At 70.7% G+C, this 26,903-nt stretch carries 29 protein-coding genes; 19 read left to right on the forward strand and 10 right to left on the reverse strand.

The window, feature by feature from the left end; all coding sequences use genetic code 11:
• Positions 1-98: 98 nt before the first annotated feature.
• A complete protein-coding gene (snpA, locus tag HPT28_RS08775) occupies positions 99-791 on the reverse strand; it encodes a snapalysin (RefSeq protein WP_219090400.1) in 693 nt (230 codons plus the stop codon).
• A 228-nt stretch (positions 792-1,019) separates the two neighbouring features.
• On the opposite strand from snpA, the gene HPT28_RS08780 reads away from it, so the two are divergent.
• From HPT28_RS08780 to HPT28_RS08795, 4 genes are all read left to right on the forward strand, one after another.
• Positions 1,020-2,006 (forward strand): LysR family transcriptional regulator, encoded by a 987-nt coding sequence (locus tag HPT28_RS08780; protein WP_219090401.1) that lies wholly within the window; start codon positions 1,020-1,022, stop codon positions 2,004-2,006.
• A gap of 188 nt (positions 2,007-2,194) precedes the next feature.
• The gene (locus tag HPT28_RS08785; protein WP_219090402.1) at positions 2,195-3,394 is read left to right on the forward strand and encodes a S8 family peptidase; all 1,200 of its coding nucleotides are present in this window, start codon (positions 2,195-2,197) and stop codon (positions 3,392-3,394) included.
• A gap of 113 nt (positions 3,395-3,507) precedes the next feature.
• Positions 3,508-3,900, forward strand: coding sequence for an AraC family transcriptional regulator (locus HPT28_RS08790; protein ID WP_308119136.1), 393 nt, complete (start codon positions 3,508-3,510; stop codon positions 3,898-3,900).
• Between the two features lie 63 nt (positions 3,901-3,963).
• Positions 3,964-4,374 carry a VOC family protein gene (locus HPT28_RS08795; RefSeq protein WP_219090403.1) on the forward strand — a complete coding sequence of 137 codons (411 nt, stop codon included), beginning with the start codon at positions 3,964-3,966 and terminating at the stop codon, positions 4,372-4,374.
• A gap of 73 nt (positions 4,375-4,447) precedes the next feature.
• Here HPT28_RS08795 and HPT28_RS08800 read toward each other — a convergent pair whose 3' ends face one another.
• On the reverse strand, positions 4,448-5,080 hold the full coding sequence (locus HPT28_RS08800; protein ID WP_219090404.1) for a TetR/AcrR family transcriptional regulator: 633 nt from the start codon (positions 5,078-5,080) through the stop codon (positions 4,448-4,450).
• A 254-nt stretch (positions 5,081-5,334) separates the two neighbouring features.
• Between HPT28_RS08800 and HPT28_RS08805 the strand changes: the two genes are divergently transcribed.
• From HPT28_RS08805 to HPT28_RS08820, 4 genes are all read left to right on the forward strand, one after another.
• Positions 5,335-6,999 (forward strand): FAD-binding dehydrogenase, encoded by a 1,665-nt coding sequence (locus HPT28_RS08805; RefSeq protein ID WP_219090405.1) that lies wholly within the window; start codon positions 5,335-5,337, stop codon positions 6,997-6,999.
• Entirely contained in the window at positions 6,996-7,943 is a 948-nt protein-coding gene (locus HPT28_RS08810; protein WP_219090406.1) for a bile acid:sodium symporter family protein, read from the forward strand. The genes HPT28_RS08805 and HPT28_RS08810 overlap by 4 nt, the downstream gene beginning before the upstream one ends.
• A 424-nt stretch (positions 7,944-8,367) precedes the next feature.
• Positions 8,368-8,901, forward strand: a complete 534-nt coding sequence (locus HPT28_RS08815) for a CbrC family protein (protein WP_219090407.1) — start codon at positions 8,368-8,370, stop codon at positions 8,899-8,901.
• A 15-nt stretch (positions 8,902-8,916) separates the two neighbouring features.
• A complete protein-coding gene (locus HPT28_RS08820) occupies positions 8,917-9,054 on the forward strand; it encodes a hypothetical protein (protein WP_219090408.1) in 138 nt (45 codons plus the stop codon).
• A gap of 46 nt (positions 9,055-9,100) precedes the next feature.
• Here HPT28_RS08820 and HPT28_RS08825 read toward each other — a convergent pair whose 3' ends face one another.
• The 3 genes from HPT28_RS08825 to HPT28_RS08835 all read right to left on the reverse strand — a co-directional run bounded on the left by HPT28_RS08825 (position 9,101) and on the right by HPT28_RS08835 (position 12,547).
• On the reverse strand, positions 9,101-10,495 hold the full coding sequence (locus tag HPT28_RS08825) for a hypothetical protein (RefSeq protein ID WP_219090409.1): 1,395 nt from the start codon (positions 10,493-10,495) through the stop codon (positions 9,101-9,103).
• 164 nt (positions 10,496-10,659) lie between these two features.
• A complete protein-coding gene (locus HPT28_RS08830) occupies positions 10,660-11,190 on the reverse strand; it encodes an NUDIX domain-containing protein (protein WP_219090410.1) in 531 nt (176 codons plus the stop codon).
• 1 nt (position 11,191) lies between these two features.
• The gene (locus HPT28_RS08835; RefSeq protein ID WP_219090411.1) at positions 11,192-12,547 is read right to left on the reverse strand and encodes a tetratricopeptide repeat protein; all 1,356 of its coding nucleotides are present in this window, start codon (positions 12,545-12,547) and stop codon (positions 11,192-11,194) included.
• 223 nt (positions 12,548-12,770) lie between these two features.
• Here HPT28_RS08835 and HPT28_RS08840 point away from each other — a divergent pair, with 223 nt between their 5' ends.
• From HPT28_RS08840 to HPT28_RS08855, 4 genes are all read left to right on the forward strand, one after another.
• Entirely contained in the window at positions 12,771-13,520 is a 750-nt protein-coding gene (locus HPT28_RS08840; RefSeq protein WP_219090412.1) for a hypothetical protein, read from the forward strand.
• Positions 13,521-13,601: 81 nt separating this feature from the next.
• The gene (locus HPT28_RS08845; protein ID WP_219090413.1) at positions 13,602-14,513 is read left to right on the forward strand and encodes a phosphotransferase family protein; all 912 of its coding nucleotides are present in this window, start codon (positions 13,602-13,604) and stop codon (positions 14,511-14,513) included.
• Between the two features lies 1 nt (position 14,514).
• Positions 14,515-15,246 (forward strand): bifunctional 2-polyprenyl-6-hydroxyphenol methylase/3-demethylubiquinol 3-O-methyltransferase UbiG, encoded by a 732-nt coding sequence (locus HPT28_RS08850; protein ID WP_219090414.1) that lies wholly within the window; start codon positions 14,515-14,517, stop codon positions 15,244-15,246.
• Positions 15,247-15,281: 35 nt separating this feature from the next.
• Positions 15,282-15,860, forward strand: coding sequence for an HAD domain-containing protein (locus tag HPT28_RS08855; protein ID WP_219090415.1), 579 nt, complete (start codon positions 15,282-15,284; stop codon positions 15,858-15,860).
• 297 nt (positions 15,861-16,157) lie between these two features.
• Here HPT28_RS08855 and sodN read toward each other — a convergent pair whose 3' ends face one another.
• Positions 16,158-16,553, reverse strand: a complete 396-nt coding sequence (gene sodN / locus HPT28_RS08860; RefSeq protein ID WP_219090416.1) for a superoxide dismutase, Ni — start codon at positions 16,551-16,553, stop codon at positions 16,158-16,160.
• A 190-nt stretch (positions 16,554-16,743) separates the two neighbouring features.
• Between sodN and sodX the strand changes: the two genes are divergently transcribed.
• Entirely contained in the window at positions 16,744-17,082 is a 339-nt protein-coding gene (sodX, locus tag HPT28_RS08865) for a nickel-type superoxide dismutase maturation protease (protein ID WP_219090575.1), read from the forward strand.
• Here the strand turns inward: sodX and HPT28_RS08870 are convergent.
• Positions 17,004-17,615, reverse strand: coding sequence for an ABATE domain-containing protein (locus HPT28_RS08870; RefSeq protein ID WP_219090417.1), 612 nt, complete (start codon positions 17,613-17,615; stop codon positions 17,004-17,006). The two genes, sodX and HPT28_RS08870, sit on opposite strands and share 79 nt — an antisense overlap.
• Before the next feature lie 89 nt (positions 17,616-17,704).
• Between HPT28_RS08870 and HPT28_RS08875 the strand changes: the two genes are divergently transcribed.
• Positions 17,705-18,475: a trans-aconitate 2-methyltransferase gene (locus HPT28_RS08875; protein ID WP_219090418.1), complete on the forward strand. Its 771-nt coding sequence runs from the start codon at positions 17,705-17,707 to the stop codon at positions 18,473-18,475.
• A gap of 83 nt (positions 18,476-18,558) precedes the next feature.
• On the opposite strand, the gene HPT28_RS08880 is transcribed toward HPT28_RS08875, so the two are convergent.
• Positions 18,559-19,755, reverse strand: coding sequence for an NADP-dependent malic enzyme (locus tag HPT28_RS08880; protein WP_219090419.1), 1,197 nt, complete (start codon positions 19,753-19,755; stop codon positions 18,559-18,561).
• Positions 19,756-20,314: 559 nt separating this feature from the next.
• On the opposite strand from HPT28_RS08880, the gene HPT28_RS08885 reads away from it, so the two are divergent.
• The 5 genes from HPT28_RS08885 to HPT28_RS08905 all read left to right on the forward strand — a co-directional run bounded on the left by HPT28_RS08885 (position 20,315) and on the right by HPT28_RS08905 (position 24,756).
• Positions 20,315-21,268 (forward strand): ABC transporter substrate-binding protein, encoded by a 954-nt coding sequence (locus HPT28_RS08885; protein WP_219090420.1) that lies wholly within the window; start codon positions 20,315-20,317, stop codon positions 21,266-21,268.
• 182 nt (positions 21,269-21,450) lie between these two features.
• Positions 21,451-22,395: an amino acid ABC transporter permease gene (locus HPT28_RS08890; RefSeq protein ID WP_219090576.1), complete on the forward strand. Its 945-nt coding sequence runs from the start codon at positions 21,451-21,453 to the stop codon at positions 22,393-22,395.
• Entirely contained in the window at positions 22,392-23,180 is a 789-nt protein-coding gene (locus HPT28_RS08895) for an amino acid ABC transporter ATP-binding protein (protein ID WP_306824595.1), read from the forward strand. The genes HPT28_RS08890 and HPT28_RS08895 overlap by 4 nt, the downstream gene beginning before the upstream one ends.
• A 125-nt stretch (positions 23,181-23,305) precedes the next feature.
• Positions 23,306-24,280, forward strand: a complete 975-nt coding sequence (locus tag HPT28_RS08900) for a zinc-binding dehydrogenase (RefSeq protein WP_219090421.1) — start codon at positions 23,306-23,308, stop codon at positions 24,278-24,280.
• Positions 24,277-24,756, forward strand: a complete 480-nt coding sequence (locus tag HPT28_RS08905) for a GNAT family N-acetyltransferase (protein WP_219090422.1) — start codon at positions 24,277-24,279, stop codon at positions 24,754-24,756. Before HPT28_RS08900 ends, HPT28_RS08905 begins: the two co-directional genes overlap by 4 nt.
• Before the next feature lie 179 nt (positions 24,757-24,935).
• On the opposite strand, the gene HPT28_RS08910 is transcribed toward HPT28_RS08905, so the two are convergent.
• Both HPT28_RS08910 and HPT28_RS08915 read right to left on the reverse strand, forming a co-directional pair.
• Positions 24,936-25,934 carry a PadR family transcriptional regulator gene (locus HPT28_RS08910; protein WP_219090423.1) on the reverse strand — a complete coding sequence of 333 codons (999 nt, stop codon included), beginning with the start codon at positions 25,932-25,934 and terminating at the stop codon, positions 24,936-24,938.
• 1 nt (position 25,935) lies between these two features.
• The gene (locus HPT28_RS08915) at positions 25,936-26,844 is read right to left on the reverse strand and encodes a hypothetical protein (protein WP_219090578.1); all 909 of its coding nucleotides are present in this window, start codon (positions 26,842-26,844) and stop codon (positions 25,936-25,938) included.
• Positions 26,845-26,903: the final 59 nt, after the last annotated feature.

Raw genomic sequence — 26,903 nt, forward strand, 5'->3', positions numbered from 1 at the left:
ATGGCCGGACGGGCGCCGTGCCGGGGGCTGTTCGGGCCGGCCCCGGAGCCCGGGTGCGGCGCGCGGGCTCCCGGGCGGGCTCCACTGCGCCGACGGGGCTACTTCAGCGCGAACTCCTTGTCGAACGCCGAGAGGGCGTAGCTCCACATCGAGTTGACGCGGCGGATCTCGTCGCGGTTCGGATAGGCGTTGGTGCACGACGGCCCCGGTCCGCCGCCCGACATCAGCTCGCTGCACGGCCCCGAGTACCGGTCCGGCAGCCCGAGGACGTGCCCGGTCTCGTGCGACGTCACCCGGGTGGAGTCGTAGACCTGGTTCTGCCGGTAGTCGAGGAAGATGTAGCCGTTGCCGCGCCCGTCCGTGTACGCGTACGAGCCGCGCGAGCTGTTCCCCTCGTAGTAGCGGAAGTCCGCGGGGTAGCCCTCGCGGAGCTGCACGCTGCTGACGGAGGAGTTCCATATCCGGGTTGAGCTGGCGATCTCACCGGCGAACGACGGTGCCCGGCTGGCGTCGTAGGTGACGGTGACGACCTGGGCGCTCGGGTCCTCGGCGTGCTTCTTGAGCGCGGAGGCGCGCACGGCCTCGAAGAACGCCCGGGTGGCCTCCTGTTCGGACACGCTCGCGTCCGGGGTGCGCGGGCCGGTGAAGGCGGCGGTCACGAAGCCCCGCTCGCCGTGGGTCTCGGTCGGAGTGGCGGGCGACGCCGTGGTGGTCGTGGCGGGCACGGCGGCGAGTCCCGTCGCCAGGCCCAGCCCCAGGGCGGCCGTCAGCACGTTTCTGAGGTACTTCATGGGGGGTGTCCCTTCATCGCCGGACTCCGACCGGCCGCCTGCGAGTGGGGGGTTGCGGCCGGCCGGGCGCCCGGACCGAATCGCGGTCCCAGTGAGTGTCGGGTACATGGCACGGTGGGCGGAGGATGTCAGCAGGCGATAGCCCTGAGCTATACCCCCGTGCCTTTCCGGGTGTTCGGGGCATCCGACCCCTGGTGGCCCCGCGCACGCCGCCGATATCCTCCGCTCGTGGAGCTGGAGGTCAGGCATCTGCGGGCGCTGTGTGCCATCGCCGACGCGGGCAGCGTCAGGGCCGCCGCGCGCCGCCTGAGCATGACGCAGCCCTCCTTGACGACCCAGTTACGGCGCATCGAGAAGGCGTTGGGCGGCCGCCTCTTCGTCCGGGAGCGCACCGGCAGCCGCCCCACCCCGCTCGGCCGCACCGTCCTCAGCCGTGCCCGTCCCATCGTCACGGAGATGGCGGCCCTCATCAGCGAGGCACGGGAGGCCGCGCTGCGCTCCGACGGGGCGCGGCTGCGCATCGGCAGCACCGGCGGCACGGGCAGCAGTACCGTCGTGGGCTGGCTCCGGCGTCTGCACGAGCGCTATCCGGACGTCGACACCACCATCCACTTCGAGACCTCGGCCAACCTGCTGCTGCGGATGGTCGCCAGCGGGCAGCTCGACGCGGCCTTCGTGCACGAGGTGGAGGGCAGTCCGCTCAGTCTGCCCTCCGGGCTGCGACTGCGGCTCCTCATCGAGCGGGAGCCGCAGTTCGTCGCCGTCCCCGACTCCCATCCGGCCGCTCAGCGCCGCGAGCTGACCCTCGAGGACCTCGCGGGGGACCGCTGGATGGTCGACCCGAGCGCGGACGGCGAGTGGGACGGCCTGCGCCGCGTCTTCGCGGCGCATGGGGTGAACCCCAAGGTCGTGCTCGGCGACTACGCCACCGCCTGGGTGCTGACCGCCGCCGGTGAGGCCGTCATGCCGTGCCAGCCCACCTCCCCGGAGCGCTCGGGGCTCGTCGTGCGGCCCCTCGCCGGTGATCCGCTCACCGTCCGCCTGCTGCTGGTCTCCCGGCCGGCCGCCACGGCGGGCACCGACCTGGACGCCGTCTTCGAGGACCTGCGCGCGGCCTACCTCGAGATCGCGCGGCAGTGCGAGGTGTACCACCGGTGGCTGTGCCGCAACGCCGACCCGGCCCTCCTCCGGACGGAGCAGGGCGCGGACGCGTGACGGGAGGTCCCTCCCCTGGCCGGCGGGAGGAGCGGGCGGGCGAACGCCACACTCGCACCCCTCGGACGGGTGACGCCCCTCAAGCCCGCGGTGTGCCGCGGACGATGGGCAGGGAGACGGCCGTCGAACACGTCAGCGATCAGGCGCGTGCGGCGGCCCATGCTCCCCACGTCTGAGAGGTGCCACCGATGTCCCGTTCCCTGACGCACCGTCTGGCCCTGCTGACCGCCGCGGCGCTCCTGCCCGCGCCCCTCGCCTTCGCCGCCGGCACCGCCGACGAGGCGCCCGAGCCGAACGCCGGGACACTGGCACCGCTCCACCGCAGCCCCGACGCCATCCCGGGCCGGTACCTCGTCACCCTCGACACCGGTTTCGACCCGAAGGCGATCGCCGATGGCCTCGGAGCGGACCCCGACTTCGTGTACCGCTCGGCGATGCTCGGCTTCGCCGCCTCCCTCACCGAGGAGCAGGTGGCGGCCGTGCGCGCGTTGCCCGGCGTCGCCGCCGTCGAGCAGGACGCCGTCGTACGGGCCGACGCGCTGCCCTCCGCCGCTCCGGCCGCCCCGCTCGCGAGCTGGGGCCTGGACCGCATCGACCAGCGGGAGCTGCCGCTCGACTCCGACTTCACCACCCGCAACGACGGCTCCGGCGTCACCGTCTTCATTCTCGACACCGGCATCGACTACCGGCACCAGGAGTTCGGCGGCCGGGCCGTCCCCGGCTTCGACGCCGTCGGCGACGGCCGCGACGGCGCCGACTGCGCGGGCCACGGCACCCACGTCGCCGGTACGGTGGCCGGCTCGACGTTCGGTGTCGCCCCCGCGGCGAAGCTCGTCAGCGTCCGCGTGCTGGACTGCGAGGGCAAGGGCAGCATGGGCGGCATCGTCGCCGGGCTCGACTGGACGGCCCGCAACGCCGAGGGTCCCGCCGTGCTCAACGGCTCCCTGGGCGGCTCCTACTCCTTCGCCACCAACATGGCCACCGAGAACCTGGCCGCCTCCGGGGTGCTCCCCGTCGTGGCCGCGGGCAACGCGGACGAGGACGCCTGCCGCGTCTCCCCGGCCAGTGCCCGCTCCGCGGTCACCGTCGGCGCGACCCGCCGGGACGACGCCGAGGCGAGCTTCAGCAACCACGGCCGCTGCCTGGACCTGTACGCACCCGGCCAGGCGATCGTCTCCGCCCGGCTGGGCGGTGGCAGCGTGGCGCTGAACGGCACCTCCATGGCCTCGCCGCACGTCGCCGGGGTGGCGGCGCTCGCCAAGGACGAGTACGGCGACGTCTCCTCCGCCGCGCTCGCCCGCTGGCTGGCCGACACGGCCAGCAAGGACAAGGTCCGCTCGATCGACCCCGGTTCTCCCAACCGCCTGCTCTACACCGGTGGTCTGTGACCGCCCCTGACGTTCCCGCGGCCCGGCGCGCGCACCGCACGCCGGGCCGCGCCCGTGCCCGTCGCGTGGGCCGGGCCCGTCGACGGCGGCCGGGCGCGTGGTGTGATGGGGCCGTGAGCCGTGCGACGGAGGACAGCAACCGCCGGATGCTCCGGGCCCGCGACACCATGGACCGCCGGTACGCGCAGCCCCTGGACATACCAGCCCTGGCCCGCGTCGCCCACGTCTCCGAGGCGCACTTCGTCCGTACCTTCCGGGCCACGTTCGGCGAGACGCCGCACCGCTACCTGCAACGCCGCCGCGTCGAGCGGGCCATGTGCCTGCTGCGGGAGACCGACCGCAGCGTGACGGACATCTGCTACGCCGTCGGCTTCGGCAGCCTGGGGACCTTCAGCCGGACGTTCCGCGACATCGTCGGGCGCTCGCCGCGGGAGTACCGCAGGCACGCGGCGGCCACGGCCGTGCCCACCTGTTTCACGAAGACCTGGACGCGGCCCAGTTCCTGACCGCCGCCGACTGAGCAGTTTCGGATAAGTATTCCGCCCGGTGCACCCCATAGCGTGATGGCCATGTTCAACGCCATCACCCATTCCCAGCTCTACGTCCTCGACCAGGACCAGGCCCTCGACTTCTACGTCGGCAAGCTCGGCCTGGAGGTGACCGCGGACGTCGACATGGGCTTCATGCGCTGGCTGACCGTCGGCGTCCCCGGCAGTCCGGACCGGCACGTCCTGCTGGAGCGGCCCGGCCCGCCCGCGATGACCGAGGAGACGGCGCAGCAGGTCCGTGAGCTGCTGACCAAGGGGGTCCTCGGCGGGCCGCTCATCCTCACCACGGACGACTGCCGCAAGACCTACGAGACCCTGCTGGGCCGGGGCGTGGAGTTCACCGAGGAACCCACCGAGCGTCCCTACGGGACCGACTGCGGTCTGCGCGACCCCTTCGGCAACGCCATCCGCTTCACCCAGCCCCACGCCTGACGCCACCGGCGTCGGCACCGGTGACGGCCACGAGCCCGGCGGCCCGTGCTTCGGCACGGACCGCCGGGCTCACTCACGTTCCGCGCGGGGCGGGACCGTCGTCCCGCTCCGCGCTGGCGGCGCGCAGCAGGACCGGCAGGAAGTCTCGCTCAAGGCTGTTCGGGGGAAGCTGCTCCGGCTCGACGAGACTCTGCATCAGGCCGCCCTCCCGGATGGCGATGAGGAGCCGGGCGAACTGCTCCAGGTCGACGGCGGGCGCTCTGCCCATCTCGTCCAGCAGGCGCTCCAGGACCCGGACGAGCTTCGCCCGGACTCTCGCGTCGTGGTCGGCCAGGGTCCGGGCCGCCTCCGGGTTGCGCATGGCGTACAGGGTGAACTCGGTGCTCACGAGGAACCAGCGCCGCTCGTCCGGGCCGATCTCTCCGGCCAGGGCGACGAGCTGCTCGGGCGACGTCGGGTCGTCGAGCCGGGACAGCCGCTCGGAGAAGCGGTCCACCGCCTTCGTGGCCTGCTCGTCGAAGAGCGCGTAGAACAGCTCGTCCTTGCTGGCGAAGTTCGAGTAGTAGGCCCCGGTCGTGTACCCGGCCCTGCGGCAGATCTCGTCGATCGTCGCACCGTGGAATCCCAGCTCGGCGAACGCCTCCATCGCGGCGTCGAGCAGCCGCGCCCGGGTCTGCGGGCGTCGCTTCGTCGGACCTTTCGGCACGGGCTCTCCTCCTTGACGGGCGTCGGACCACCGGCCATGATGCCCTCGTCAATAGGAAATCCTATCGGATAGGCAGATCCATCCGGTGCTCGCGGGCCTGGGCCGATGCGCTGACAGCCGCATCGCCCACCGGTCGGCACCGGCCCGCGAACGTACTGATCCGGCCGTCGAGCAGAGCGTCACCGGGTGCGGTCCGGCGCGGCCGCGGGCCGCACGGGCTTCATACGCGTCCCCTCAGACCGCGAAGGAAGACCATGGCATTCGAACCCGATGTGATCGTCGTCGGTGCCGGCCTGGCCGGGCTCGTCGCGACGTACGAGCTCGTCAGGGCGGGCCGCAGCGTGCTCGTCGTGGAGCAGGAGAACCGCGACAACCTCGGAGGCCAGGCGTTCTGGTCGCTGGGCGGCCTGTTCCTCGTGGACAGCCCCGAGCAGCGCCGCATGGGCATCTCCGACTCCGTCGAGCTCGCCTGGCAGGACTGGCAGGGTTCGGCCGGGTTCGACCGTGGCCGGGAGGACCACTGGGCCCGTCAGTGGGCGCGCGCCTACGTGGAGTTCGCCGCCCACGACAAGCGCCGGTACCTGCACGACCTCGGGCTGCGCCTGACGCCGGTCGTCGGCTGGGCCGAGCGCGGTGACGGAACCGCGGACGGCCACGGCAACTCGGTACCGCGCTTCCACCTCACCTGGGGCACCGGCCCGGAGGTCGTCCGGGTGTTCGCCGAACCGGTGCTCGACGGCGAGCGGCGCGGGCTGGTCCGGTTCGCCTTCCGGCACCGGGTCGACGAGCTCGTCGTCGAGGACGGCGCCGTCGTCGGCGTCCGGGGGGACGTGCTGGAGCCCACCGACCTCGAACGCGGCAGGGCCTCCTCCCGCACCCCGGTGGGGGATTTCACGTTCCGGGCGCGGGCCGTGGTCGTCACCTCCGGCGGTATCGGGCACAACTTCGACCTCGTCCGCCGGAACTGGCCCGCCGACCGGCTCGGCCCCTGCCCGCGGACGATGATCGCGGGCGTCCCCGCCCATGTGGACGGACGCATGCTGGAGATCGCCGAGAGGGCGGGCGGCGCCATCGTCAACTCCGACCGGATGTGGCACTACACCGAGGGGGTGCACAACTGGGACCCGATCTGGCCCCACCACGCGATCCGGATCATCCCCGGGCCGTCGTCCCTGTGGTTCGACGCCACCGGGAAGCGGCTCCCGGCACCGAACTTTCCCGGTTTCGACACCAACCGCACCCTGAAAGCCGTCCTCGACACCGGTTACGACTACTCGTGGTTCGTCCTCACCCAGACGATCATCGAGAAGGAGTTCGCGTTGTCCGGATCGGAGCAGAACCCGGATGTCACCGGCAAGAGCGTCAGGCAGACCCTCGCCAGCCGGCTCAGCGGCGGGGCGCCCGGCCCGGTCGAGGCGTTCAAGCGGCACGGCGTGGACTTCGTCGTCGCCGACACGCTCCCCGAACTGGTCGACGGCATGAACGCGATCGCCCGCGGACCGCACCTGGACCACGCCGAACTGGCGCGGCAGATCCTGGCCCGGGACGCCGAGGTCGGCAACGCCTACTCCAAGGACCTGCAACTCATGGCCATCGGCAACGCGCGGCGGTACCGGGGCGACCGGCTGACCCGCGTGGCCAGGCCGCACCGCCTCCTCGACCCGGCGCACGGCCCGCTCATCGCCGTGCGGCTGAACATCCTGACCCGCAAGACACTCGGCGGCGTGCAGACCAACCTGGACTCGCAGGTGATGCGCGCCGACGAGACGCCCTTCCCGGGCCTCTACGCGGCGGGGGAGGTCGCCGGGTTCGGCGGCGGCGGCGTGCACGGTTACAACGCCCTCGAAGGCACGTTCCTGGGCGGATGCATCTTCTCCGGCCGGGCGGCGGGCCGGGCGCTCGCGAAGGAGCTGGCATGATCGCGATCGGCCAGCGGGTGGAGGTGAGCGAGGACCACCCCCTGCTCGACAACGCCCTGATCGACAACGGGCTCCCCGTCGCCCTGTTCGTCATCATGATCGGCATCGGGCTGAGCCTGACCCGCCGGGACTTCGGCCGCGAGCTCCGCGCCCCCCGCGGCACCCTCGTCGGGACGGTGGCGCAGCTCCTGCTGATGCCCCTGCTCGGGGTCGCCCTCGCCTGGGCGCTCGCGTTGCCCGCCGTCGTCGCGGTGGGCCTGGTGATCATCGCGGCCTGCCCCGGCGGGACGACGTCGAACCTGATCGCCTACCTGGCCCGGGGCAACGTGGCGCTGTCGATCGTGCTGACCATCATCGCCAGCGCCGCCACCATCGTGACGCTGCCGGTCTTCGCCAACCTGGCGCTCGACATCTGGCCCGTCGGCGGCGGCGGCGAGGTCCGCGTCCCCGTGCCGCGCACCATCGCCCTGCTGCTCGTGCTGGTGCTGCTCCCGCTGCTGCTCGGGATGGCCATCCGCACCGGACGGCCCCGGCTGGCCGACGCCCTGGAACGAGCCGTCTCCGTCTTCGGCGGGCTCGTCCTCGCGGCGCTGGTCGTGGTCATCGCCGTCTCGCTGGGCGAGGACTCCTGGGAGTACCTGCGCACGGCGGGCGCCCCTGCGCTCCTGCTCAACCTGGGTGGGCTCGGCGTCGGCTTCGGCGTCATGGCACTGGCCGGGCTTCCGTGGGCGGACCGGATGACCGGCGCCGTCGAGCTCGGCGTCAAGAACGCCACCATCGGCATCCTCATCGCCGTCACCGTCATGGGGCAGCCGGAGATGGCCGTGCCCTCGGGCGTCTACGGGCTGCTCATGAACGTCTCGGCCTTCGCCCTCATCTGGTACGGACGCCGCCGTCCGCGCCCGACCGGGGAGTCCGCCGCGGTCACGGAGAGCCGCGCCTGACGGCCGGACGCAGACGACCGCACCCGGCCCGCAGGCCACGCCGTGCAGGCGGGTCGCGGACCGGGTGCGGTCGCAGTGACCTGGCGACGTCCGAGGACGCCGCCGGCCGTGGCGGTGCGAGGCCGGGTCAGGCCTTCTTGGTCTCCTAGTAATGGGCTGGGTCGGTGACCTGCGGGGATCTTCCTCGTAGGTCGCTGACCTGGCCTTTTGGTGTTGGGTAGCGATGGGGTGCGACGGTCTCGATCGAGTGTCCTGCGGACTGTGTGCGGACCGAACGGTGTGGTGCTGCGACTTACAAGCTGTCTCAATTGGCCGGGCCAGCAGGAGTCCGACGTCGCCGCTTGATCGGGAGGCTCCTCGCGGACAGACTGCTCTCCATGGGATCAGCGGGCAGGGCCACCAAGGCGCGGATCAGGAAGCGGCGATGAGTGTCGGCCTGCCCTTCTTCCGCTATCACCCAGACCCCCTCGCGAGCGGGTCCATCCGCGCGGCCACCGAGACGTGCGCCTGCTGCGAGCGCAGCAGAGGCTGGCTCTATACGGCGTCCTTCTACACCGCCCAGGACGTCACCGGACGTTTCTGCCCGTGGTGCATCGCGGACGGGAGCGCGGCAGAACGCTTCGCCGGGGAATTCACCGACTCCTACGGGCTCGATGGTGTCAGCGAGGACGTTTTGCGTGAGGTCACCTGCCGCACCCCTGGCTTCCATGCCTGGCAGGATCCGCACTGGCTCGTCCACTGCCAGGACGCGGCTGCCTTCGTGGGCGAAGTCGGACACACCGAGCTGGCGGCGCATCCCGAAGCCCTCGACCAGCTGCGGACCGACATGCGCCTCGACGGCTGGCACGACGAAGACCGGCTTGAGCACTTCCTGGCGAGCCTTGGCGAGGGGGCGACTGCCATGCTCTTCCGCTGCACCGTCTGCGGTGCCCACCTCGCCTACGCCGACGCATCTTAAGGATCGTCTGTCCTCATGAGTCTGCTGGAGCAGATGGGGGTGCTGGCGATGCTGGTGAAGGCCAGGAAGTGGCTGACTGTCATGCAGGTTCATGCAGGAGATGTCGACGGACGGGGACAGACCGGTCTGCTTGTCGATCAACTGGATCTTTGAGCCGCTGCTGCCACGTACAGCACTTCCCGATCACCGTGCCTGTAGGCTATCGAACTAGCCAAATAGGATGAGTTGTTAGACCCATGGCACAGCGGCAACGTCGCCGACCCAGCCACGGGTTTGTCTTAGGTCCCGGTACGGGCCGCAGTAGCCCAGCGAGTTGAGGATCAACAACACGAGGTAGTGCCGTGTCATCAACCACACCTCTGTTGTCAGGCCGTCCAGCCGGTAGACGGTTTCCTGAGCGCCCCTTCGGGTGGACGAGCCGATTGCGGATCTGCGTAACCACGTCTGCGCCGTCGAGGATCCTGCCTTGGCGATCAGGAGCAGCCTCGTCGGCCACGAATTTCGTCGTGACTGGCGAGAGTTTGGCGTCTACATCGATGGAGATGCTCGCTTCCGTCAACACCTTGCGGAGCCGGTCGTGATTCCGGAGCATGGTGCCGTTATACGGCTGTCGGCCCTCGTATTGATTCTTGGTCATTTGGCCGCCGAGTACGAGGAGTTGCCACATGATGTGTTCCAGGCCGGCGGTACCCATCGTGATCCGCTGCTCTACAAAACCTCGATCGCTGATTGCCGTGATAGCGAACATCATTTGCAGCCGCAGGGAGGTGAGTCGATCGGGGTCCGAGAATGCCGGGATCACGTGATCCAGGAGTTCTTCGAGGGGGCCACTGTCACGCTCGTGCCACCATCCGGGACTGATGCTCCGGGCAGGATCGCAGTGGTACGAACCCCAATCCTCCCATGCCACGTTCCCACTCGCGTCCACGCCAACAGGCAACATGGGAGCAGCCCAGCGCCCCAGGGCAAACGAAATGCCCACGTGCAAGGCAGTCAGCACCGGCTGAGCCTCGGTCGCCGTAAAGGTTCCGCCATCCATGCGGGTAAGTTCCATCACATGCGTCATCACATAGACGTGCGAACTGTGTAGGTCGGTCCAGATCCGGCTGTGATCCGGGCGAGCGTCCAGACGGATCCTCCATCCGTCGACCTCGTGAAGCCATCGATCCCGCGTCCTTGGTGGCTTGCCGCTGTTTGTGCCCGTCAGCAGGTCGATCGAGCCACGCCACCGTGGAAGGTTGAACCAATGGGCGATAACTCGCTTCAATGGAACTTCGCGATCGCCGAAGGTGCCACCGTTCGACCATCCTCCGTTCATCCCATGCGGCACTGCATGGACATGCATATCGCCGTCAGGCCGGCGAAGCTCCAAGCTCAGTTCCGAGTGGTTTGCGAAATCGGGAGGCGTATCGGGGGAGACTCTCCAGTCGAAACTCAGTCCGGACGTGCAGGACAGTTCCATGACGCCAGCCACATCACCGGCGGCCAGCCCGCCGATCGGCCCGTCGTGTAGCGCAATGGGCTGCCCGGGCTCGTTGAAGTCGTAAATTGGAGAGATCGGCGCCTCTGCCGTTGATCGGGATGTGTTCGACATGATTCCACTCTATGGCAGAGAGAGCAGCGGGGCCCTTGGAGTTGTTATTACCGTGCCGGTGTCGGGGGGTGATTGGTAGAATTCCCTCTTCAAGGTCTGCGCATGCCAAATGCGAGTGACCAAGGGGCCGCCAGTGCATCCGGTGGCGCCGCAGTCGATGCCCCCTATTGCCAGCCATCCAGGGAGACCTGCGGACCGCCTCCGAGGTAGCGGTGGAGGGCGCTTGAGGTGGTGTCCACGAAGTTCTCGGGGATTGCGTCGGCGTCGACCCAGCGGACTTGGGAGTGCTTGCGGGGTTCGCGGTTTTCGGGTTCGCCCGTCCAGTCGTGGGCGGCGAACACGACCGTGAGGAAGCCGTTGGGGGCTTCGACGCCCCAGGCGCCGTGGATGATGTGGGCGACCTTGAGGGACTCGGGCTTCACCGTGAGGCCGGTCTCCTCGTAGAGCTCGCGGACGGCGGTCTCGGTGATCGGCTCGCCAAGCTCGCTCTTGCCGACGGGGAGGTCCCACATGCCCTGGGCGAACTTGGCGTTTTCGCTGCGTTGGAGGAGGACGACGCGGTTGGTGGCCTTGTCGTGGACGATGACGGCGGCGACCAGCAGGATCATGGATTCGAGCGCCGGCTTGAGGGCCTTGGGCTGGTCGTCGGTCTGCTGGGTCACGGTGTTCCCTTCGTCGGGCGGGTTGTTGGGCATGTTAGGCGAGGACCTCGCGGGCACGGCGGGCGAGATCGGCGGCACCGGGAACGCGGCGACGTTGGTAGACCGCGAGCGTGGAGCGGATTGAGGTGATCGCCTTCCGGGTCCGATCGGAGGTCATACCCTCCATGAGGACCAGGGCCCGGGTCCAGGCAGCGACGGCTTCGTCGGCGCGGGCCTGGGCGGCGAGGCTGTCGCCGAGGTCGGCGTGGGTGAGGGCGTGGACGCGCTTGTACTTCTCCGGGTCCCAGCGGGTGAGGGCGTCCCGGTGCTGCTGTTCGGTGCCGATGTGGTCCGCGAGGTCGGTCAGGGTGCGGGCGGTGTGGCTGGCCACGGTGCCGGCGGCCGGGCCGCTCACACGGGAGTAGCTGGGCTGGGGACCGTCGTCCCGTAGGAGGGCATCCTCGGCGGCGAGCAGGGCGCTTGCAGCCGACGGGTTCTCGTTCGCGGCGGCGTAGGCGCGGGCGTGGGTGATGTGGAGGAGGGCCTCGGTCTGACCGTCGACGTGGCCGAGACCCGTGCGGAGGGCGCCTTCGACGAGGTCGACGCAATGGTGGGGCTGTTTGAGGCTGAGGGCCTGGTGGGCGAGGGCGCGCATCATCCAGGCGGCGTGGCCGTGGGGGTCGGCTTCGCAGGCGAGCTTGTAGCCGACCTGGTAGTAGCGCTGGGCGGCGCCTTCCTGGCCGAGGTCGTGGTGCTTCCACCCTGCGAGGTAGGCGAGTTCGGCGACGGCGCCGAAGGCGGCCCGGCGTAAGGCTTCGCTGGGGAAGCGTCCGCGCAGCATGGGGGCGGCGGTGTCGGCGAGATATGCGGTGACGGTGGTCAGGCCGTGGCCGCCGCCGAGGCGCTCGTCGGCGGCGCTGAAGGCCGCGGTGATCTGGCGTACGACGTCCACGTCCTCCGCCCCGACCAGAGACGTGCCCATTCGGGCGCGGAGCATGCGGGCGGTGGCCTCGTGGTCGTATCCGAGCGGCATGGCGACACCGGCGGTGGTGAATGCCGCGATGGCGAGGAAGCGGCGGCGCTCGACATCGGCCCGACCCAGATCGGTGACCGCGAGGACAGGGTCGGATTCCGCCGGCGCTTCGTCATCACCGGCCTGGAGGCCGATCTCGGCCTGGGTGACCGTGCGCCCCGCCCTGCGGGACAGCGCCTCGGCCAGGTACTGACCTACGCGACCCGACGGGGCACGGGTGCCGTTCACCCAGTGCGAGATGGCCGACTTGTTGGTCTGGAGGATCTCGCCGTTCTCGGCGGCGATGCGTCGGACGTCTCTGGCGAGCGCCTCGTAGGTGCAGCCGACCGCGTCGATGACCTCGCGCAGACGGGAGTTGGGTTCTCGCTGCGCCGCCACGATCGCCTCCGCCCTGGAGCTGTAAACCGCGTATACCGCTTCAACTGCCTTCCACAGTACCCACTGAGCGTGACCGCCGGTTCACTTATCAGCAGCCGCCCGGAACGGCGCGACCGTGATCCAGGCTCCCTCTTGGCCCGGGCGGCTCCCCGAAGTTCCGTACGTCCACACCGGGCTCTGGCATTCCTGTGCTCGAACCCGGCCGCTCAGAGACGGAGACACAATGACCACCATCGACACTACGGCCGTCACGGTCGAGCTGCCCGAGGCGTTCGACCCGCGCTGGAGCCGCCTGCCCGGCATCCAGGTCGACGGCCGGCGCATCACGATCGACCCGGCCGAGTACTTCTTCCGCTTCGAGTCCAACACCTGGCTCGTCGCCGACTGGGAGCTGGTCAAGTCCCAGCTCCTGGACGTGGACGAGACGACCGAGAGCGCGGTCGAGCAGCTCGCGCTCGACTTCATCAAGCAGCACAGCGAGTCCACCTCCGACGCCGCCCGCGTCGTGGCCACCGCGTACGAGGTGTACGCGTACCTCTTCCGCGAGGAGCACCTGGCCAGCCTCGGACTTCCGCAGATCACCGCCGACCACCTGCGGATGCTCCGCGAGGCCGCCACGCTCATGGCGCTCAACAAGGTCGAGCTCGACGGGCACATCTCCAACGTCGGCCCGTGCTGGTTCTTCCCCGCCGCCACCTCCGTCGTCTTCGACCTGGACGACGAGATGGGCGGAATGCTCGACGAGGTCTACCACGGCGGCTGGTTCAACGAGCACCGCCGGATCGAGTCCATCAAGGCCCATGCCGCGCTCGGTGGCCGACTCGTGCACGGCTGCCAGTCGGTGCCGGACCAGTCCGGCGGCGTGGTCGCGCCCTACGGGGCCTCAATGGCCACCTTCCGCAACGACCTCGCGGTGTTCAAGGCCAGCTGGATCGAGCAGGTCTACGCCCACCGCGTGGACCCCGCCGCGTAATCCACCATCCGATCAGGCTCCGGGGCGGGCTGGCATCCCTCGCCCGCCCCGGACGCCACCACACCTACCGGGAGCCTCCAGGTGACCACGAACCCCAGCGCCGAACTTCTCGACAACCTGCTCACCGTGGCCGGCCAGACCACCGCCGTACGGGAGGAGGTACGCGTGTGGTCCATGTCCGGCGTCGAGCGTGTGACCTTCCTCGATGGCTCCACGGCCATCTTCAAGTACGCCAAGAAGCCCTTCGACAGCGAGGACCAGGCCCTCCGCCTGGCACGCACCCTCGGAGTGCCCGTACCCCAGGTCCACGCCTCCGCCGTTCGGGATGGCTGGCTCGGCATGTTCATGGAGGACCTCGGATCGTCCGCCCGTGAGGCCGATGACCTTGACGGCGTCGCCGCGGCCGTGGTCCTGCACGGGGCTCGTACGGCTCCGCCCTTGCCCCTCCTCGACCAGGACCGGCTGCGGACACTGCCGACCCGGGCGCTGGAGCATCTCGAACGGCTGCGCAAGGCCGACCGGTGGCAGGACGCCGACGATGTCGAGGACGCGCTCGACCGTATTGCCCAGGCCGCCGAGGCCCGCTCGGCCGGAGCGACGCTGGAACCGTTCGGCTGGGTGCACTCCGAGTTCCACCCCACCAGCCTCCACATCGGCGAGCGCGGCTGGCGGCTGCTCGACTTCGCCCGCGCCTTCACCGGCCCCGGCCTGCTCGACCTCGCCAGCTGGCACGGCACCATCGAGCCCCCGCACCCCGTGCGCCTGCGCGTCCTCCTGGAGCAATACGTCACCGCCGGCGGCACACCCGACGCCCTCGCCCCGCGCGGCGGGCTCACCGCCGAGAACTGGGCCCTGGGCTGGCACCGCATGTGGGCCGTCGAGTGGTTCATGGAGCAGTCCATTCGCTGGATCAGCGACCCGGCCACCGACCCCGCCTACCTCAAGGCCGTCCGCCGCCACCTCACCGACGTCCTCCACATCCTGGAGATCTGACGTGCTCGCCCAGGCATCCCCCTGGCATGCCCACGCGCTCCAGCGCACCGCCGCCGGACTCGCCGAACCCCTGGCCGTACCCGCCCGGATGGAATGGACCACGAGACTCGGCCAAGGGCCCGGCGCCGAGATCCTCGGCCCTGACCTGCGCGGCAAGCGACTCTTGGAACTCGGCTGCGGCCCCGGCCACAACGCCGCCCACCTCGCCACCCTTCCCCAAGCTCTCGGCTCCGCTCGAGCAGGGGAGACCCCAATCGGCGCCCACGTCACGGGCGTCGACCTGGCCGGCCTCCAGGTCCGCCGCGCCCGCTCCCACTACGGACGGCTGAACAACCTCGCCTTCGTCGCCGGCCACGCCCTGCACTATCTGCGAGCCTCCGACGAGCCGTTCGACGTGATCTACTCCGTCTTCGGAGCCGTCGGGCTCGTCGAGCCCGAGTTCCTGCTCCCGGCCATTGCCCAGCGCCTCAAGCCCGGCCGAGTGCTCGCCTTCTCCGTCCCGCACCCGCAGCGCGGCGGCCGAGGCCCCTCGGGCGACGACCGGCCTCGTCGCGACTACATCACGCTCCCCGACCGCACGCGGCTACCCATCGCCCGATGGGAGTTCGATACCGACCGTTGGGAGAGGCACCTCAGCCAGGCGGGCTTCTGGCTCACCTCAGCCCAGGAGTTCCACGACCCCCGCATGGGCCACTTCCCCACCACCCTGCTGATCCGCGCCCGCAAGCTCTGACCAGCCATTCGCCCCGGCTTCCCTTGGAGGAACCGATGCGCCCGCCCTTCCTGCTCCTCGACATCGATGGCGTCCTCATACCCTTTCCCGACGCAAGGGGCTCGACCCCGGACACCCACGCCCGCCACGACGTCGTCCCCACCGGCCGCAGCGCCGACGACCCGGTCACCATCTGGCTCAACCCCGCCCACGGCCCCATGCTCATCAACGTGTTCCGTACGGGGCTGGTCACGCCGGTCTGGTGCACGGGCTGGCGCCAGGACGCCACCACGCTGATCGGCCCACTACTCGCCCTCCCGCCGCTGCCGCATGTCGACCTGCCGCGCCCCCAGATCACCACCAGCCACCCCAACGGCTACCTCTGGAAGCGCGACCACGTCGACGCCTGGCTGGGAGAAGCCCCTGCCGTCTGGATCGACGACGACTTCACTCGCCTGGACCACGCGTGGGCTGCGGAACGCACAGCCAGTGGTGCCCCGACCCTCCTTGTGCAGCCGGAACCTCACGTCGGACTCCAGGCAGAACACCTGGCCGAGGTCCGAGCGTGGGCCGGGCAGTTGCTCGGCACGCGGACTGCTGTGCCCGCCGCTCCGAGCGAAACCGAAGCAGCCTGACGCGGCCCGGGGCGAAGAGCCGATGCCCTCGCCACGGCGCGTGGCGAGGGCATCTGACCAGCGTCAGCGGTGCCGACGGCGGTCTTCGGGCCTCATGCTCACCGGTGCGGCCGGAGCGTGTGGCCTGGGGGACAAGGACGACGCGCCGCTGACGGCGCTACGCCTCCGAGCCGTGGCCGGGTGAAGAAGACCGCACCCGGTCCGTCATGGACGCCGTTCTCGGCGGCCTGCGGACCGGGTGCGGACTGGATGACCAGGCGATCAAGGAAATCGCAGGTCAGAGGGCATGACTGGAGATCAGGCCTTCTTGGTCTCCCAGAAGATCTTGTCGATCTGGGCGATGTAGTCCAGGGCCTTCTGGCCGGTGGCCGGGTCGGTGGAACCCTTCGCGGCGGACAGCGCCTTGAGGGTGTCGTTCACGAGCTGGTGGAGCTCGGGGTACTTCTCGAAGTGCGGGGGCTTGAAGTAGTCGCTCCACAGCACCGAGATGTGGTGCTTCGCGAGCTCCGCGCGCTGCTCCTTGATGTCGGTGGCGCGGGCGCGGAAGTGGGGGTCCTCGTTGGCCTGGTACTTCTCCTGGACGGCCTTCACGGACTCGGCCTCGATGCGGGCCTGGGCCGGGTCGTAGACGCCGCAGGGCAGGTCGCAGTGGGCGCTGACCTTCACCGTCGGGGCGAACAGGCGGGAAAGCATGAGAGCTGGGCCTCCTCGTGATCGTCTTCTCGCGTGCGAGATTACTCCCTGAGGGAATGCTTTTCGCGCGGGGGCCCGCGGGATTAGGGCGAAAGTCCGATACCGGCCGCAGGCTTCTCGGACGATGTGACCGGAGGGACGGCTGGTGGCGGTGGGGCGGATCGGGCTGGCGGAGGTCTTCAACCCGTCGATGGTGCCGACGCTGCGGCCGGGGGACCGGCTCGTGCTGCGGTACGGGGTGCCGGTGCGGCCGGGGCATGTGGTGGTGATCCGGCACCCGTTGCAGCACGACCTGCTGATCGTCAAGCGGATCGTGGGCCGGCGGGCCGGGGGCTGGTGGGTGCAGGGCGACAACCCGTATGTGCACAACGACAGCCGGGAGTTCGGCGCGGTTCCGGACGAACTGGTGGTGGCCCGGGCCTCGGTGCGGCTGCGGCCACCCCGGGAGGTTCAACGCTCGGTGGCCTCCGTGGCGGGCTGGGCGCTGTCGGCCGTCCGGCCGCTCTCCAGGCGTTTGCGGGCGCGGTAGGCGGCGACGTTGGCCCGGGTGGCGCAGCGGTCGGAGCAGTAGCGCCGGGAGCGGTTGGTGGAGGTGTCCAGGTAGGCGTTGCGGCAGGGGTCGGCCTGGCAGATGCCGAGCCGGTCGACGCCGAGGTCGGTGAGGCTGAAGGCGAGGCCGATGGCCGCCATGGCGGTGTAGCCCGCGCCCGCGCTCGCGGCGTTCTCGGCCAGGTGCATGTGCCACTTCGGGTTGCCCTGCTCGTCCCGGTAGTCGTGTCCGGCCACCTGCGGGCTGCACGGGTACTCCATGAGGAGGGCGTTCAGCAGGTCCACCGCGCGGACCTCGTCGTGTTCGGCCGCCGCGGTGAAGACGGCGCGCAGCCGGGTGCGGACGCCGCGCAGCCGGGTGACGTCGGCGTCCGAGGCGCGCCGTGCCGTCTGCAGGTTGGCGCCGAGCAGCTCCCGCACCGTGTCCACGGACGTGAGCCGGTCCTCTCCGCGCAGCGGCTCCTCGGTGTTGACGAGGCGCACGGCGAAGTCGGCGTAATAGGTCAGTTCCACTTGTGGTCCTTACGGGCGGGGTCTAGGGTGGCGGACAGGAACGTAAGGGCTGGCCTTGGAAACAGCCTATTACCTGTGGAGGGGAATCGATGACCGAAAGCGCACACGTCGACTGGCGGACCTGGCAGAGCTCGTGGGACCGGCAGCAGGAGTGGTACCTGCCCGACCGCGAGGAGCGGTTCGGCGTCATGCTGGACGCCGTCGAGGCGCTGGTCGGCCCGAAGCCCCGGGTGCTGGACCTGGCCTGCGGCACCGGGAGCATCTCCGACCGGCTGTTCGCCCGGCTCCCCGCGGCGCGCAGCGTCGGCGTCGACCTCGACCCGGCGCTGCTGACCATCGCGCGCGGCCACTTCGCGGGCGACGAGCGGATCGAGTTCGTCAGCGCGGATCTGCGGGACGCGGCCTGGGCGGAGAAGCTGCCCCACCGGGAGTTCGACGCCGTCCTGACGGCCACCGCGCTGCACTGGCTGCGCACGGACGAGCTGGCCACCCTCTACGGGCAGGTCGCCGGGGTCGTGCGCGGGGGTGGCGTGTTCCTCAACGCCGACCACATGCCCGACCCGGAGACGCCCCGGATCAACGAGGCGGTGCACGCCTTCGACAAGGCCCGCCGGGAGCGCGCGAAGGCGGGCGGAGCCCAGGACTGGAGCGGCTGGTGGGAGGAGGCCGCCGCGCACCCGGCGCTCGCCGACGCGGTCGCCGAGCGCAACCGCCTCTTCGGCCGCCCCGCCGACGACCACAGCGACGGCCAGCTCCAGTCCCCGGCGTGGCATGCCCGCGCCCTGCGGGACGGCGGCTTCGCCGAGGCGCGGACGGTGTGGGCCTCGCCGCACGACGCGATGGTCCTCGCCCTGAAGTGACGGGGCCCTCACGGGCGGGCTGAGGGGAAACCACGCGGGGGCGGTACGGGATGCGACCCGTACCGCCCCCGCGTGGTTCACGGTCAGCGGCGGGCGACGCCCTCCGCGCGGGCGGCGGCGGCCACGGCCGCGGTCACCGCGGGCCCCACCCGCTCGTCGAACGGCGAGGGGATGACCTTGTCCGCGCTCAGCTCGTCCGCCACCACGGCGGCCAGCGCCTCGGCGGCGGCCAGCTTCATGCCCTCGGTGATGCTCGTCGCCCGCACCTGCAGGGCGCCGGCGAACACGCCGGGGAAGGCGAGCACGTTGTTGATCTGGTTCGGGTAGTCGCTGCGCCCGGTGGCGACGACGGCGGCGTACTTGTGCGCGACGTCGGGGTGGATCTCCGGGTTGGGGTTGGCCATGGCGAAGACGAACGCGCCCTCGGCCATCGTGGCGACGGCCGGCTCGGGCACGGTGCCGCCGCTGACGCCGATGAAGACGTCGGCGCCGTCCAGGGCCTTCTCCAGCGAGCCGGACAGCCCGGCCTTGTTCGTGAAGCCGGCGACCTCGCGCTTGACGGCGTTCAGGTCCTCGCGGTCCTGGGAGACGACGCCCTTGCGGTCGCAGACGGCCACGTCGCCGATGCCCGCCTCGATGAGGATCTTGGCGATCGCCACGCCCGCCGCGCCGGCGCCGGAGATGACGGCCCGCAGCTCTCCCAGCGCGCGGTCGGTCAGCCGGGCGGCGTTGCGCAGCGCGGCCAGCGTCACGATGGCGGTGCCGTGCTGGTCGTCGTGGAAGACGGGGATGTCCAGCCGCTCCTTGAGGCGCTGCTCGATCTCGAAGCAGCGGGGCGCGGAGATGTCCTCCAGGTTGACGCCGCCGAAGGAGGGGGCGAGGCGCACGACCGTCTCGACGATCTCGTCCGTGTCCTTGGTGTCCAGCGCGATCGGCACCGCGTCCACGCCGCCGAACTGCTTGAACAGGATGGCCTTGCCCTCCATGACCGGAAGCGAGGCCTCCGGGCCGATGTCACCCAGCCCGAGCACTGCGCTGCCGTCCGTCACGACCGCGACGACCTGGGACTTCCAGGTGTAGTCGTCGACCAGCTCCGGCTGCTCGGCGATCGCCGTGCAGACCTTGGCCACACCGGGCGTGTAGGCGAGGGACAGGTCCGCGGTGTCCCGCACGGGGACGGTCGCCTGCACTGCCATCTTGCCGCCTCGATGCAGGGCGAAGGCCGGATCGATCGCGTCTTCGGCCAGCTCTCCCTGCGGATTGACGATCTCCGCTGCCACTTTGACCCCTTATTCCGAATAACTGCCGAGGGTACCGCTGCCTGGTTGAGGCGCGGGCGGAACCGCGTCCAGGCCCCGTCCGGTGATCGACACCGTTCAGGGGGGAGGTGCTGGACGCCGGGCGCGCCGCACACGCGCCCTGGGTCCCCAGGTGAGGGGTGTAACAGCCCTTTGTACCGGATGACGATGGCTGCCACGAGTCACTTCCCCCCGTCGCTGCCGCGCCATGAGTACGCCTCGTGATCAACTGGAAGGGACGTATCCGGCGAACAGTAGGAAAACGGATGGTCAACGCCCACTGATGAGGGGTTTCCTCACAGTCGCCGGACCCCGGCGTGAGGAACCTCTCAAAATGCTCCGGTCCTGCTCAGTCCAGTGCGCCTCTCGACCAAACCATGTTCGGTCACCGATCTCCGTTATCCGATTTTGATATCGCTGACCTCTCCCCAGGGCATGTCCGGATGGCAAGATTCCTCCCACTACGCAGGGTCGCCGTCACGCTCGAGGGTGGGACGCGGCCCGCCGAAGACCCCCTCACCCCTCGCAGGAGGACCTCGTCATGACCGCACGTTCCACCCGCCGTCCGTCCGCGCGTCGTCGTCTCGCCGCGGCCGGAGCCGTCGCGGTCACCGGGGCTCTGCTGCTGACCGGCTGCGGCGACCAGACGGACGACGCCGACGCCGGCTCCGGCGACGGCGGCAAGAAGGGCACCAAGAGCTCCGAGGCTCCGCTCTTCTCCGAGCTGCCCAAGGAGATCCAGAACGCCGGAGTCATCAAGGTCGGCTCCGACATCGCCTACCCGCCCATCGAGTTCTTCGACGACAAGGAGCTCAAGGGTGTCGACCCGGGCATCGCGGAGGCCCTGAGCGAGCAGCTGGGCGTCGAGCTGAAGTTCATCGACGCCAACTTCGACCAGCTCGTCATCGGGCTGAACCAGTCGGACAAGTACGACATCGTCATGTCCGCCATGACGGACACCAAGGAGCGCCAGGAGGGCGCGGCCCAGGACGCTGACGGTGGCGTCGACTTCGTCGACTACTTCCAGGCCGGTTCGGCCCTGCTCGTCGAGAAGGGCAACCCGAAGAAGATCGAGAGTCTCGACGACCTGTGTGGCCTCGGCGTCGCCGCCCAGCGCGGCACCGCCAACGAGACCCTCGTCAACGAGCAGAGCAAGAAGTGCGACGACAAGATCGACTTCTTCATCGCCGACAAGGACACGGACTCGGTCACCCAGCTCCAGAACGGCCGCGTCCAGGCCGTCGTCACCGACTACCCGGTGGCCATCTACAGCGCGAAGACCGCCGGTGGCGGCGACCGCTTCGAGGTCGTCGGCGACCAGATCGACGCGGCGCCCTACGGCATCGCCGTCCACAAGGAGAACACCCAGCTCCGCGACGCGATCCAGAAGGCCCTCCAGGCGATCATGGACAACGGCGAGTACGCCAAGGTGCTGGAGGAGTGGGGCGCCGAGGCGGGCGCCCTGGAGCAGGCCACCATCAACGCGGGCAAGTGACCCGCCCAGGCCGCACGACCACTCCCGACTGAAGCGACTCTCCCGTGAGCGAACCACACGAGACGCCCGACGGGCTGCGTAAGGCCGACCAGGCCGCGCAGCCCGCCCAGGGCGAGAAGACGGTCGGCGACACGAAGCCGACCAAGACCGACACCGCCGTGGCGACCACCGAACCGGCGGAACTGAGCAAGACCGAAGGCCCCGGGGACCCGGAGGACGGTGCGAGCGCCGCGCCGGCCGCCATCAAGGCCATTCCGGTCCGTCACTACGGCCGCTGGATCGGCGCCGCCCTCGTCATCGTCGTCCTCGGTCTGATCGGCCTCGCCTTCGCCGGCGGCGACATCGCCTGGGCCGTCGTCGGCGAGCGCCTGACGGACGGCACGTTCGTCGGCCCGGCCTGGGAGACGCTGAAGATCAGCGTCTACTCCATGCTCATCGGCGTGGTCCTGGGCACCCTGCTCGCCGTGATGCGGCTGTCCGCCAACCCGGTGCTGTCGGCGGTGTCCTGGGCCTACATCTGGTTCTTCCGCGGCACCCCGGTGATCGTCCAGCTCCTGCTCTGGTTCAACCTGTCCGCGGTCTTCGCGACCGTCGACCTGGGGCCGATCTACAAGAACGAGATGAACGACGTCATGACGCCGTTCGTCGCCGCGCTCCTGGCTCTCGGCCTCAACGAGGCCGCGTACATGGCGGAGATCAGCCGCGCGGGCATCCAGTCCGTCGACCACGGTCAGACCGAGGCGGCGCACGCCCTCGGCATGAGCGGCACCAAGACGATGCGCCGCATCGTCCTCCCGCAGGCGATGCGCGTCATCATCCCGCCGACGGGCAACGAGTTCATCAACATGCTCAAGACCTCTTCGCTGGCCTTCGCCATCGGCTACGGAGAGCTCTTCTACGTGGCGAAGAACATCGGGTCGACCGACTACGCCGTCATGGAGATGTACATCGTCGTCTCGGTCTGGTATCTGCTCCTGACCACGGTCTTCAGCATCGGCCAGTACTACCTGGAGCGGCACTACTCCAAGGGCGCCAACCGCTCGCTGCCGCCCACTCCGCTGCAGCGGATCCGCGGCCAGCTCTCCTCCTTCCGCACGCCGAGCAAGGTGGGAGGGACCACCGTATGAGCAGCGAGAACACGACGGGCACCGCCCGGCCGATGGTGAAGGCCGAGCAGGTCCACAAGTCCTTCGGACCCGTGGAGGTGCTCAAGGGCATCGACCTGGAGGTCGCGCCGCAGGAGGTCTTCTGCCTCGTCGGCCCCTCCGGTTCCGGCAAGTCGACCTTCCTGCGGTGCATCAACCACCTGGAGAAGATCAACGCCGGGCGGCTCTCCGTCGACGGGCAGCTCGTCGGCTACCGGGAGAAGGGCGACAAGCTCTACGAACTGCGTGAGCGTGAGGTCGCCGAGCAGCGCAAGGACATCGGCATGGTGTTCCAGCGCTTCAACCTCTTCCCGCACATGACGGCGCTGGAGAACGTCATGGAGGCGCCCGTCCAGGTCAAGCGCGAGTCCAAGGCCGTCGCCCGGGAGCGGGCGGCGCGCCTCCTGGAGCGCGTGGGGCTGGCGGACCGGATGAAGAACTACCCCGCGCAGCTCTCCGGCGGCCAGCAGCAGCGCGTCGCCATCGCCCGGGCGCTGGCGATGGAGCCCAAGCTGATGCTCTTCGACGAGCCGACCTCCGCGCTCGACCCGGAGCTCGTCGGCGAGGTGCTGGACGTCATGCGGGGCCTGGCCGAGGACGGCATGACCATGATCGTCGTCACCCATGAGATGGGCTTCGCCCGCGAGGTGGGCGACTCCCTGGTCTTCATGGACGAGGGCGTGGTCGTCGAGTCCGGACATCCGCGGGACGTGCTCACCAACCCGCAGCACGAGCGCACGCAGGGCTTCCTCTCCAAGGTGCTCTGAGCGCACAGCTTTGGAACGAGACACCGTGGGGCGGTACCGGCCGGTACCGCCCCACGCGCGTGCGCGGCGCGTGTCACAGCGGCAGGCCATTCCGCACGGCCCTGACGCGGCGTAGCGTGCGGATCATGTTTGCTGCGTATGCCGCCCGGATGGACCGGGAACAGCCGCTCACCGGACTCGAACTGGGAGAGCGTCCGGAGCCGGACGTGCCGCCGGGCTGGACGACCGTCGACGTCAGGGCGGCCTCTCTCAACCACCACGACCTGTGGACGCTGCGTGGGGTCGGACTCGGTGAGGAGGCGCTGCCGATGATCCTCGGCTGCGACGCCGCCGGGATCGACGCGGACGGCAACGAGGTCGTCGTCTATCCGGTGATCGGGCTGACCGGCCACGGCGTCGGCCCGCGCGAGCCGCGCACCATCCTCACCGAGAAGTACCAGGGCACCTTCGCGGAGCGGGTGGCCGTGCCGCAGTGGAACGTGCTGCCCAAGCCCCCGCAGCTCTCCTTCGAGGAGGCGGCCTGCCTGCCCACCGCGTGGCTGACCGCCTACCGGATGCTCTTCACCAACGCCGGAGTCCGGCCCGGGGACAGCGTGCTGGTCCAGGGCGCCGGCGGTGGCGTGGCGACGGCGGCCATCGCGCTCGGCGCGGCGGCGGGGCTGCGGGTCTTCGCCACCAGCCGGGACGAGGGCAAGCGGAAGAAGGCGCTCGAACTCGGCGCCGAGGCCGTGTTCGAGCCGGGAGCTCGGCTGCCGCACCGGGTGGACGCGGTGATGGAGACCGTCGGCGCGGCGACCTGGTCCCACTCGGTGAAGTCCCTCAAGCCGGGTGGCGCGCTCGTCATCTCCGGTGCCACGAGCGGCTACAACCCTCCCAAGGCGGAGCTGAACCGCATCTTCTTCCTGGAGCTGAAGGTCATCGGCTCCACGATGGGCACCAAGGAGGAGCTGGCCGGGCTGCTGAACTTCTGCGCGGCCAAGGGACTGCGCCCCGTCATCGACTCGACGCTGCCGCTGGAGCGCGCACGCGAGGGCTTCGAGAAGATGGCCTCCGGCGACCTGTTCGGCAAGATCGTGCTCACCGTCGGCGCCGACCGATGACCTGGGCCGTGGCCTCGGCGCCCGTGGACGGCGCCGAGGCCGAAGGCATCCTCCTCGCCTACTACACCGACATCGTCGGCCGCTACCACGGCCGGGCCGCCACCCGGGACGAGGTGCGGGCCGCGATGTCGGCGGAGCCCAGCGACGGCCTCACCCCGCCCGAGGGCAGGTTCCTCCTGGGTCGCTACGACGGGGACGTCGCCGGCTGCGCGGGTGTACGCCTGATGGAGCCCGGCGTGGGGGAGCTGGCGCGCGTGTACGTGCGGCCGGAGCTGCGGGGCACCGGCGGCGGAGCCGCGCTGCTGGGGGCCGCGGAGGCCGCCGCCCGGGACCTGGGCGCCACGGTGCTGCGCCTGGACACGCGGGCGGATCTGGTGGAGGCGCGGGCGCTCTACGCCGCGCACGGCTACCAGGAGATCCCGGCCTACCACGATGGCCCGTACGCCGACCACTTCTTCGAGAAGGCACTGCGCTGATCCCGGGAGCCGGGAGCCGGGAGCCGGGAGCCGGGAGCCGGGAGCCGGGGACCGGTTGATCCCCGCCCCGGCCCCCGGCCCCGGTTCCGACGCCCGGCCCCGGCCCTCGGAGCAGCGGCTTCCGCGCTCCGTTCGGCACCCTCCCACCCCGGTTCAGCCGTGCCGGGACCGTGACCGGTTCACTGAGGGGCCCGGAGCACGGCGGCGATCTGCGCTGCCGCGGTGGACAGATGGCGTCGCACGTCGCGCAACTGCTCGGGCGTGACGCCGTGGTCGCGGGAGGCGTCACGGACCTCGTCCCGGAAGTGGTCCAGTAGCCGTTCCAGCGTGCGGGCCGGGTCGGCGCCGGGCTCGGCGGCGGCCTCGCCGGGCCACTCGGGCTCGGGGTGTTCTGCCGCGGCGGGGGACTCGCGCGGCTCCGAGGGCCGGTGCCGCGTGCCGGGCTCGCCCGGCGGTGTGCCGAACGGAGGCGGCCAGGCCGCGCCCTGGTTCGTCGTACGGCCGAGGCCGCCCATCTCCTTGGCCAGCTGGGCCATGCCCTCGCGGACCGCCCGCTGCCAGTCACCGCTCTGGGCATGCGGGGAGACGCGGTCCTGTACCTGGCGGGCGATCCGCCGCACCTCCTCCTGCGCGGCCCGCTGTGCCTCCTGCCGGGCTTTCCGGGCGTCCTCCTGAGCGGCCTGGATCTTCTCCTGGCGGATCTGGCGGTGGTCCGCCCTACCGCGGCGGGCCCCCTCTTTCCCGCCGCGCCCCGGACGCCCAGAGGTCTCCCGCTCGCCGTCGGCCGCGGTGCCGTTGGCCTGGGCAGCCTCGCGCATCTCCCGGCGCAGGTCGTCCGCGGAGCCGCGCACGTCCTCCCGGATCTCGGCGGCGAGCGCCGTCAGTGAGTCGTGGATCTCCTGCTCCAGCTCCGTCAGTTCGCCCTGTCTCCCGGCAAGCTCCGCCCGCCCCTGCGGGGTCAGCGAGTAGACCTTGCGGCCCCCTTCGGTGGTGTGGGTGACCAGCCCCTCGGCCTCCAGCTTGGCGAGCCGGGGGTAGACGGTGCCGGCCGAGGGGGCGTACAGGCCGCGGAAGCGCTCTTCCAGCAGCCGGATCACCTCGTAACCGTGCCGGGGGGCTTCCGCCAGCAGCTTCAGCAGGTACAGGCGCAGTCGGCCGTGGGCGAAGACGGGGGGCATGTCAGGCGTCCTTCACGAACGAGGGGGCGGCGTCGGCGGGGGCGGGCGCTCTGCGCAGGAGGGCGATGCGGCCGGAGACCGTGGTGGCCCTCAGCTTGCCACGTCCGGAACCGAGCGCTCCGGTGATGCGCTTGGCCCCCCAGTGTCCGTCCATCCGGAGGTCCTCGAAGCCGCAGGAGAGGGAGCCGCCGGTGGTATGGGCTTCCACGACGGTGTCGGGGTGCGGGGGGAGCCGGACGGCGATGTCCCCGGAGACGGTCGTCATGGCCAGCTCCGTGGGCGTGGGGTGACCGGGCAGCGGGAGGCCGCCGGGGTCTTCGCTGCCCGGCCTGTCCGTGACGTCGACGATGAGGTCTCCCGTGACGGAGTCCGCCTTGACGGCGCCCGCACCGCCGTCGACGACCGTGAGGGTGCCGGAGACCGAGTGGAACGCGAGCTTGCCGCCCAGGGCCTGGGCCTCCACCGCACCGGAGACGGTGTGCGCGGTGACCGGGCCCCGCAGCCCGACGAGCGTCGTGTCGCCCGTGATGCCGCGCGTCTCGGTGGGACCGGTGAGACCGGACACGACCGTGGCGGCGCTCACGGCCGCGACCCGGACCTCGGCGTGCGCGGGGACGGCCAGCGTGATGTCGGCACTGCGGCGCCAGCCCCTGCCGTCCAGCAGCTTCAGAAAGCCCTGCCACGGCACGTCGTCGTAGGCGACGGTGAGCACGCCGCCCTCCAGGACGACGCGCAGCGGGGGCCCGTCGATCGCGGCCACCTCCAGCCGGGCGCCCGAACCGGCTTCCCCCTCCGCCCCGGCTCCGGCCCCGGTTGCCAGGCCGACGACGTTGACGGCGCCGCCGACGACCCGGACCTGCAGGCTCTCCACCGGCTCTTCCAGGGCGAGCCGCCGTGGGGTGTCGATCAGCCACTCAAGACGGCCGGGATGGCCGTCCGGGCCCCGCTGGCCCCACTGCTCCGACGACT

This window comes from Streptomyces sp. JJ38, assembly GCF_019303475.1.
Classification (GTDB): Bacteria; Actinomycetota; Actinomycetes; order Streptomycetales; family Streptomycetaceae; genus Streptomyces.

Bases quoted from the DNA above. Each gene is read 5' to 3' on its own strand.
- HPT28_RS08855 (WP_219090415.1), top strand. From the start codon at position 15,282: ATGCGCCCGCCCTTCCTGCTCCTCGACATCGATGGCGTCCTCATACCC.
- HPT28_RS08830 (WP_219090410.1), bottom strand. From the start codon at position 11,190: ATGCCCAACAACCCGCCCGACGAAGGGAACACCGTGACCCAGCAGACC.
- HPT28_RS08900 (WP_219090421.1), top strand. From the start codon at position 23,306: ATGTTTGCTGCGTATGCCGCCCGGATGGACCGGGAACAGCCGCTCACC.
- sodN (WP_219090416.1), bottom strand. From the start codon at position 16,553: ATGCTTTCCCGCCTGTTCGCCCCGACGGTGAAGGTCAGCGCCCACTGC.
- HPT28_RS08815 (WP_219090407.1), top strand. From the start codon at position 8,368: ATGAGTGTCGGCCTGCCCTTCTTCCGCTATCACCCAGACCCCCTCGCG.
- HPT28_RS08895 (WP_306824595.1), top strand. From the start codon at position 22,392: ATGAGCAGCGAGAACACGACGGGCACCGCCCGGCCGATGGTGAAGGCC.
- HPT28_RS08795 (WP_219090403.1), top strand. From the start codon at position 3,964: ATGTTCAACGCCATCACCCATTCCCAGCTCTACGTCCTCGACCAGGAC.
- sodX (WP_219090575.1), top strand. From the start codon at position 16,744: ATGGTGCCGACGCTGCGGCCGGGGGACCGGCTCGTGCTGCGGTACGGG.
- HPT28_RS08825 (WP_219090409.1), bottom strand. From the start codon at position 10,495: ATGTCGAACACATCCCGATCAACGGCAGAGGCGCCGATCTCTCCAATT.
- HPT28_RS08905 (WP_219090422.1), top strand. From the start codon at position 24,277: ATGACCTGGGCCGTGGCCTCGGCGCCCGTGGACGGCGCCGAGGCCGAA.
- HPT28_RS08840 (WP_219090412.1), top strand. From the start codon at position 12,771: ATGACCACCATCGACACTACGGCCGTCACGGTCGAGCTGCCCGAGGCG.
- snpA (WP_219090400.1), bottom strand. From the start codon at position 791: ATGAAGTACCTCAGAAACGTGCTGACGGCCGCCCTGGGGCTGGGCCTG.
- HPT28_RS08875 (WP_219090418.1), top strand. From the start codon at position 17,705: ATGACCGAAAGCGCACACGTCGACTGGCGGACCTGGCAGAGCTCGTGG.
- HPT28_RS08785 (WP_219090402.1), top strand. From the start codon at position 2,195: ATGTCCCGTTCCCTGACGCACCGTCTGGCCCTGCTGACCGCCGCGGCG.
- HPT28_RS08910 (WP_219090423.1), bottom strand. From the start codon at position 25,934: ATGCCCCCCGTCTTCGCCCACGGCCGACTGCGCCTGTACCTGCTGAAG.
- HPT28_RS08820 (WP_219090408.1), top strand. From the start codon at position 8,917: ATGAGTCTGCTGGAGCAGATGGGGGTGCTGGCGATGCTGGTGAAGGCC.
- HPT28_RS08805 (WP_219090405.1), top strand. From the start codon at position 5,335: ATGGCATTCGAACCCGATGTGATCGTCGTCGGTGCCGGCCTGGCCGGG.
- HPT28_RS08885 (WP_219090420.1), top strand. From the start codon at position 20,315: ATGACCGCACGTTCCACCCGCCGTCCGTCCGCGCGTCGTCGTCTCGCC.
- HPT28_RS08810 (WP_219090406.1), top strand. From the start codon at position 6,996: ATGATCGCGATCGGCCAGCGGGTGGAGGTGAGCGAGGACCACCCCCTG.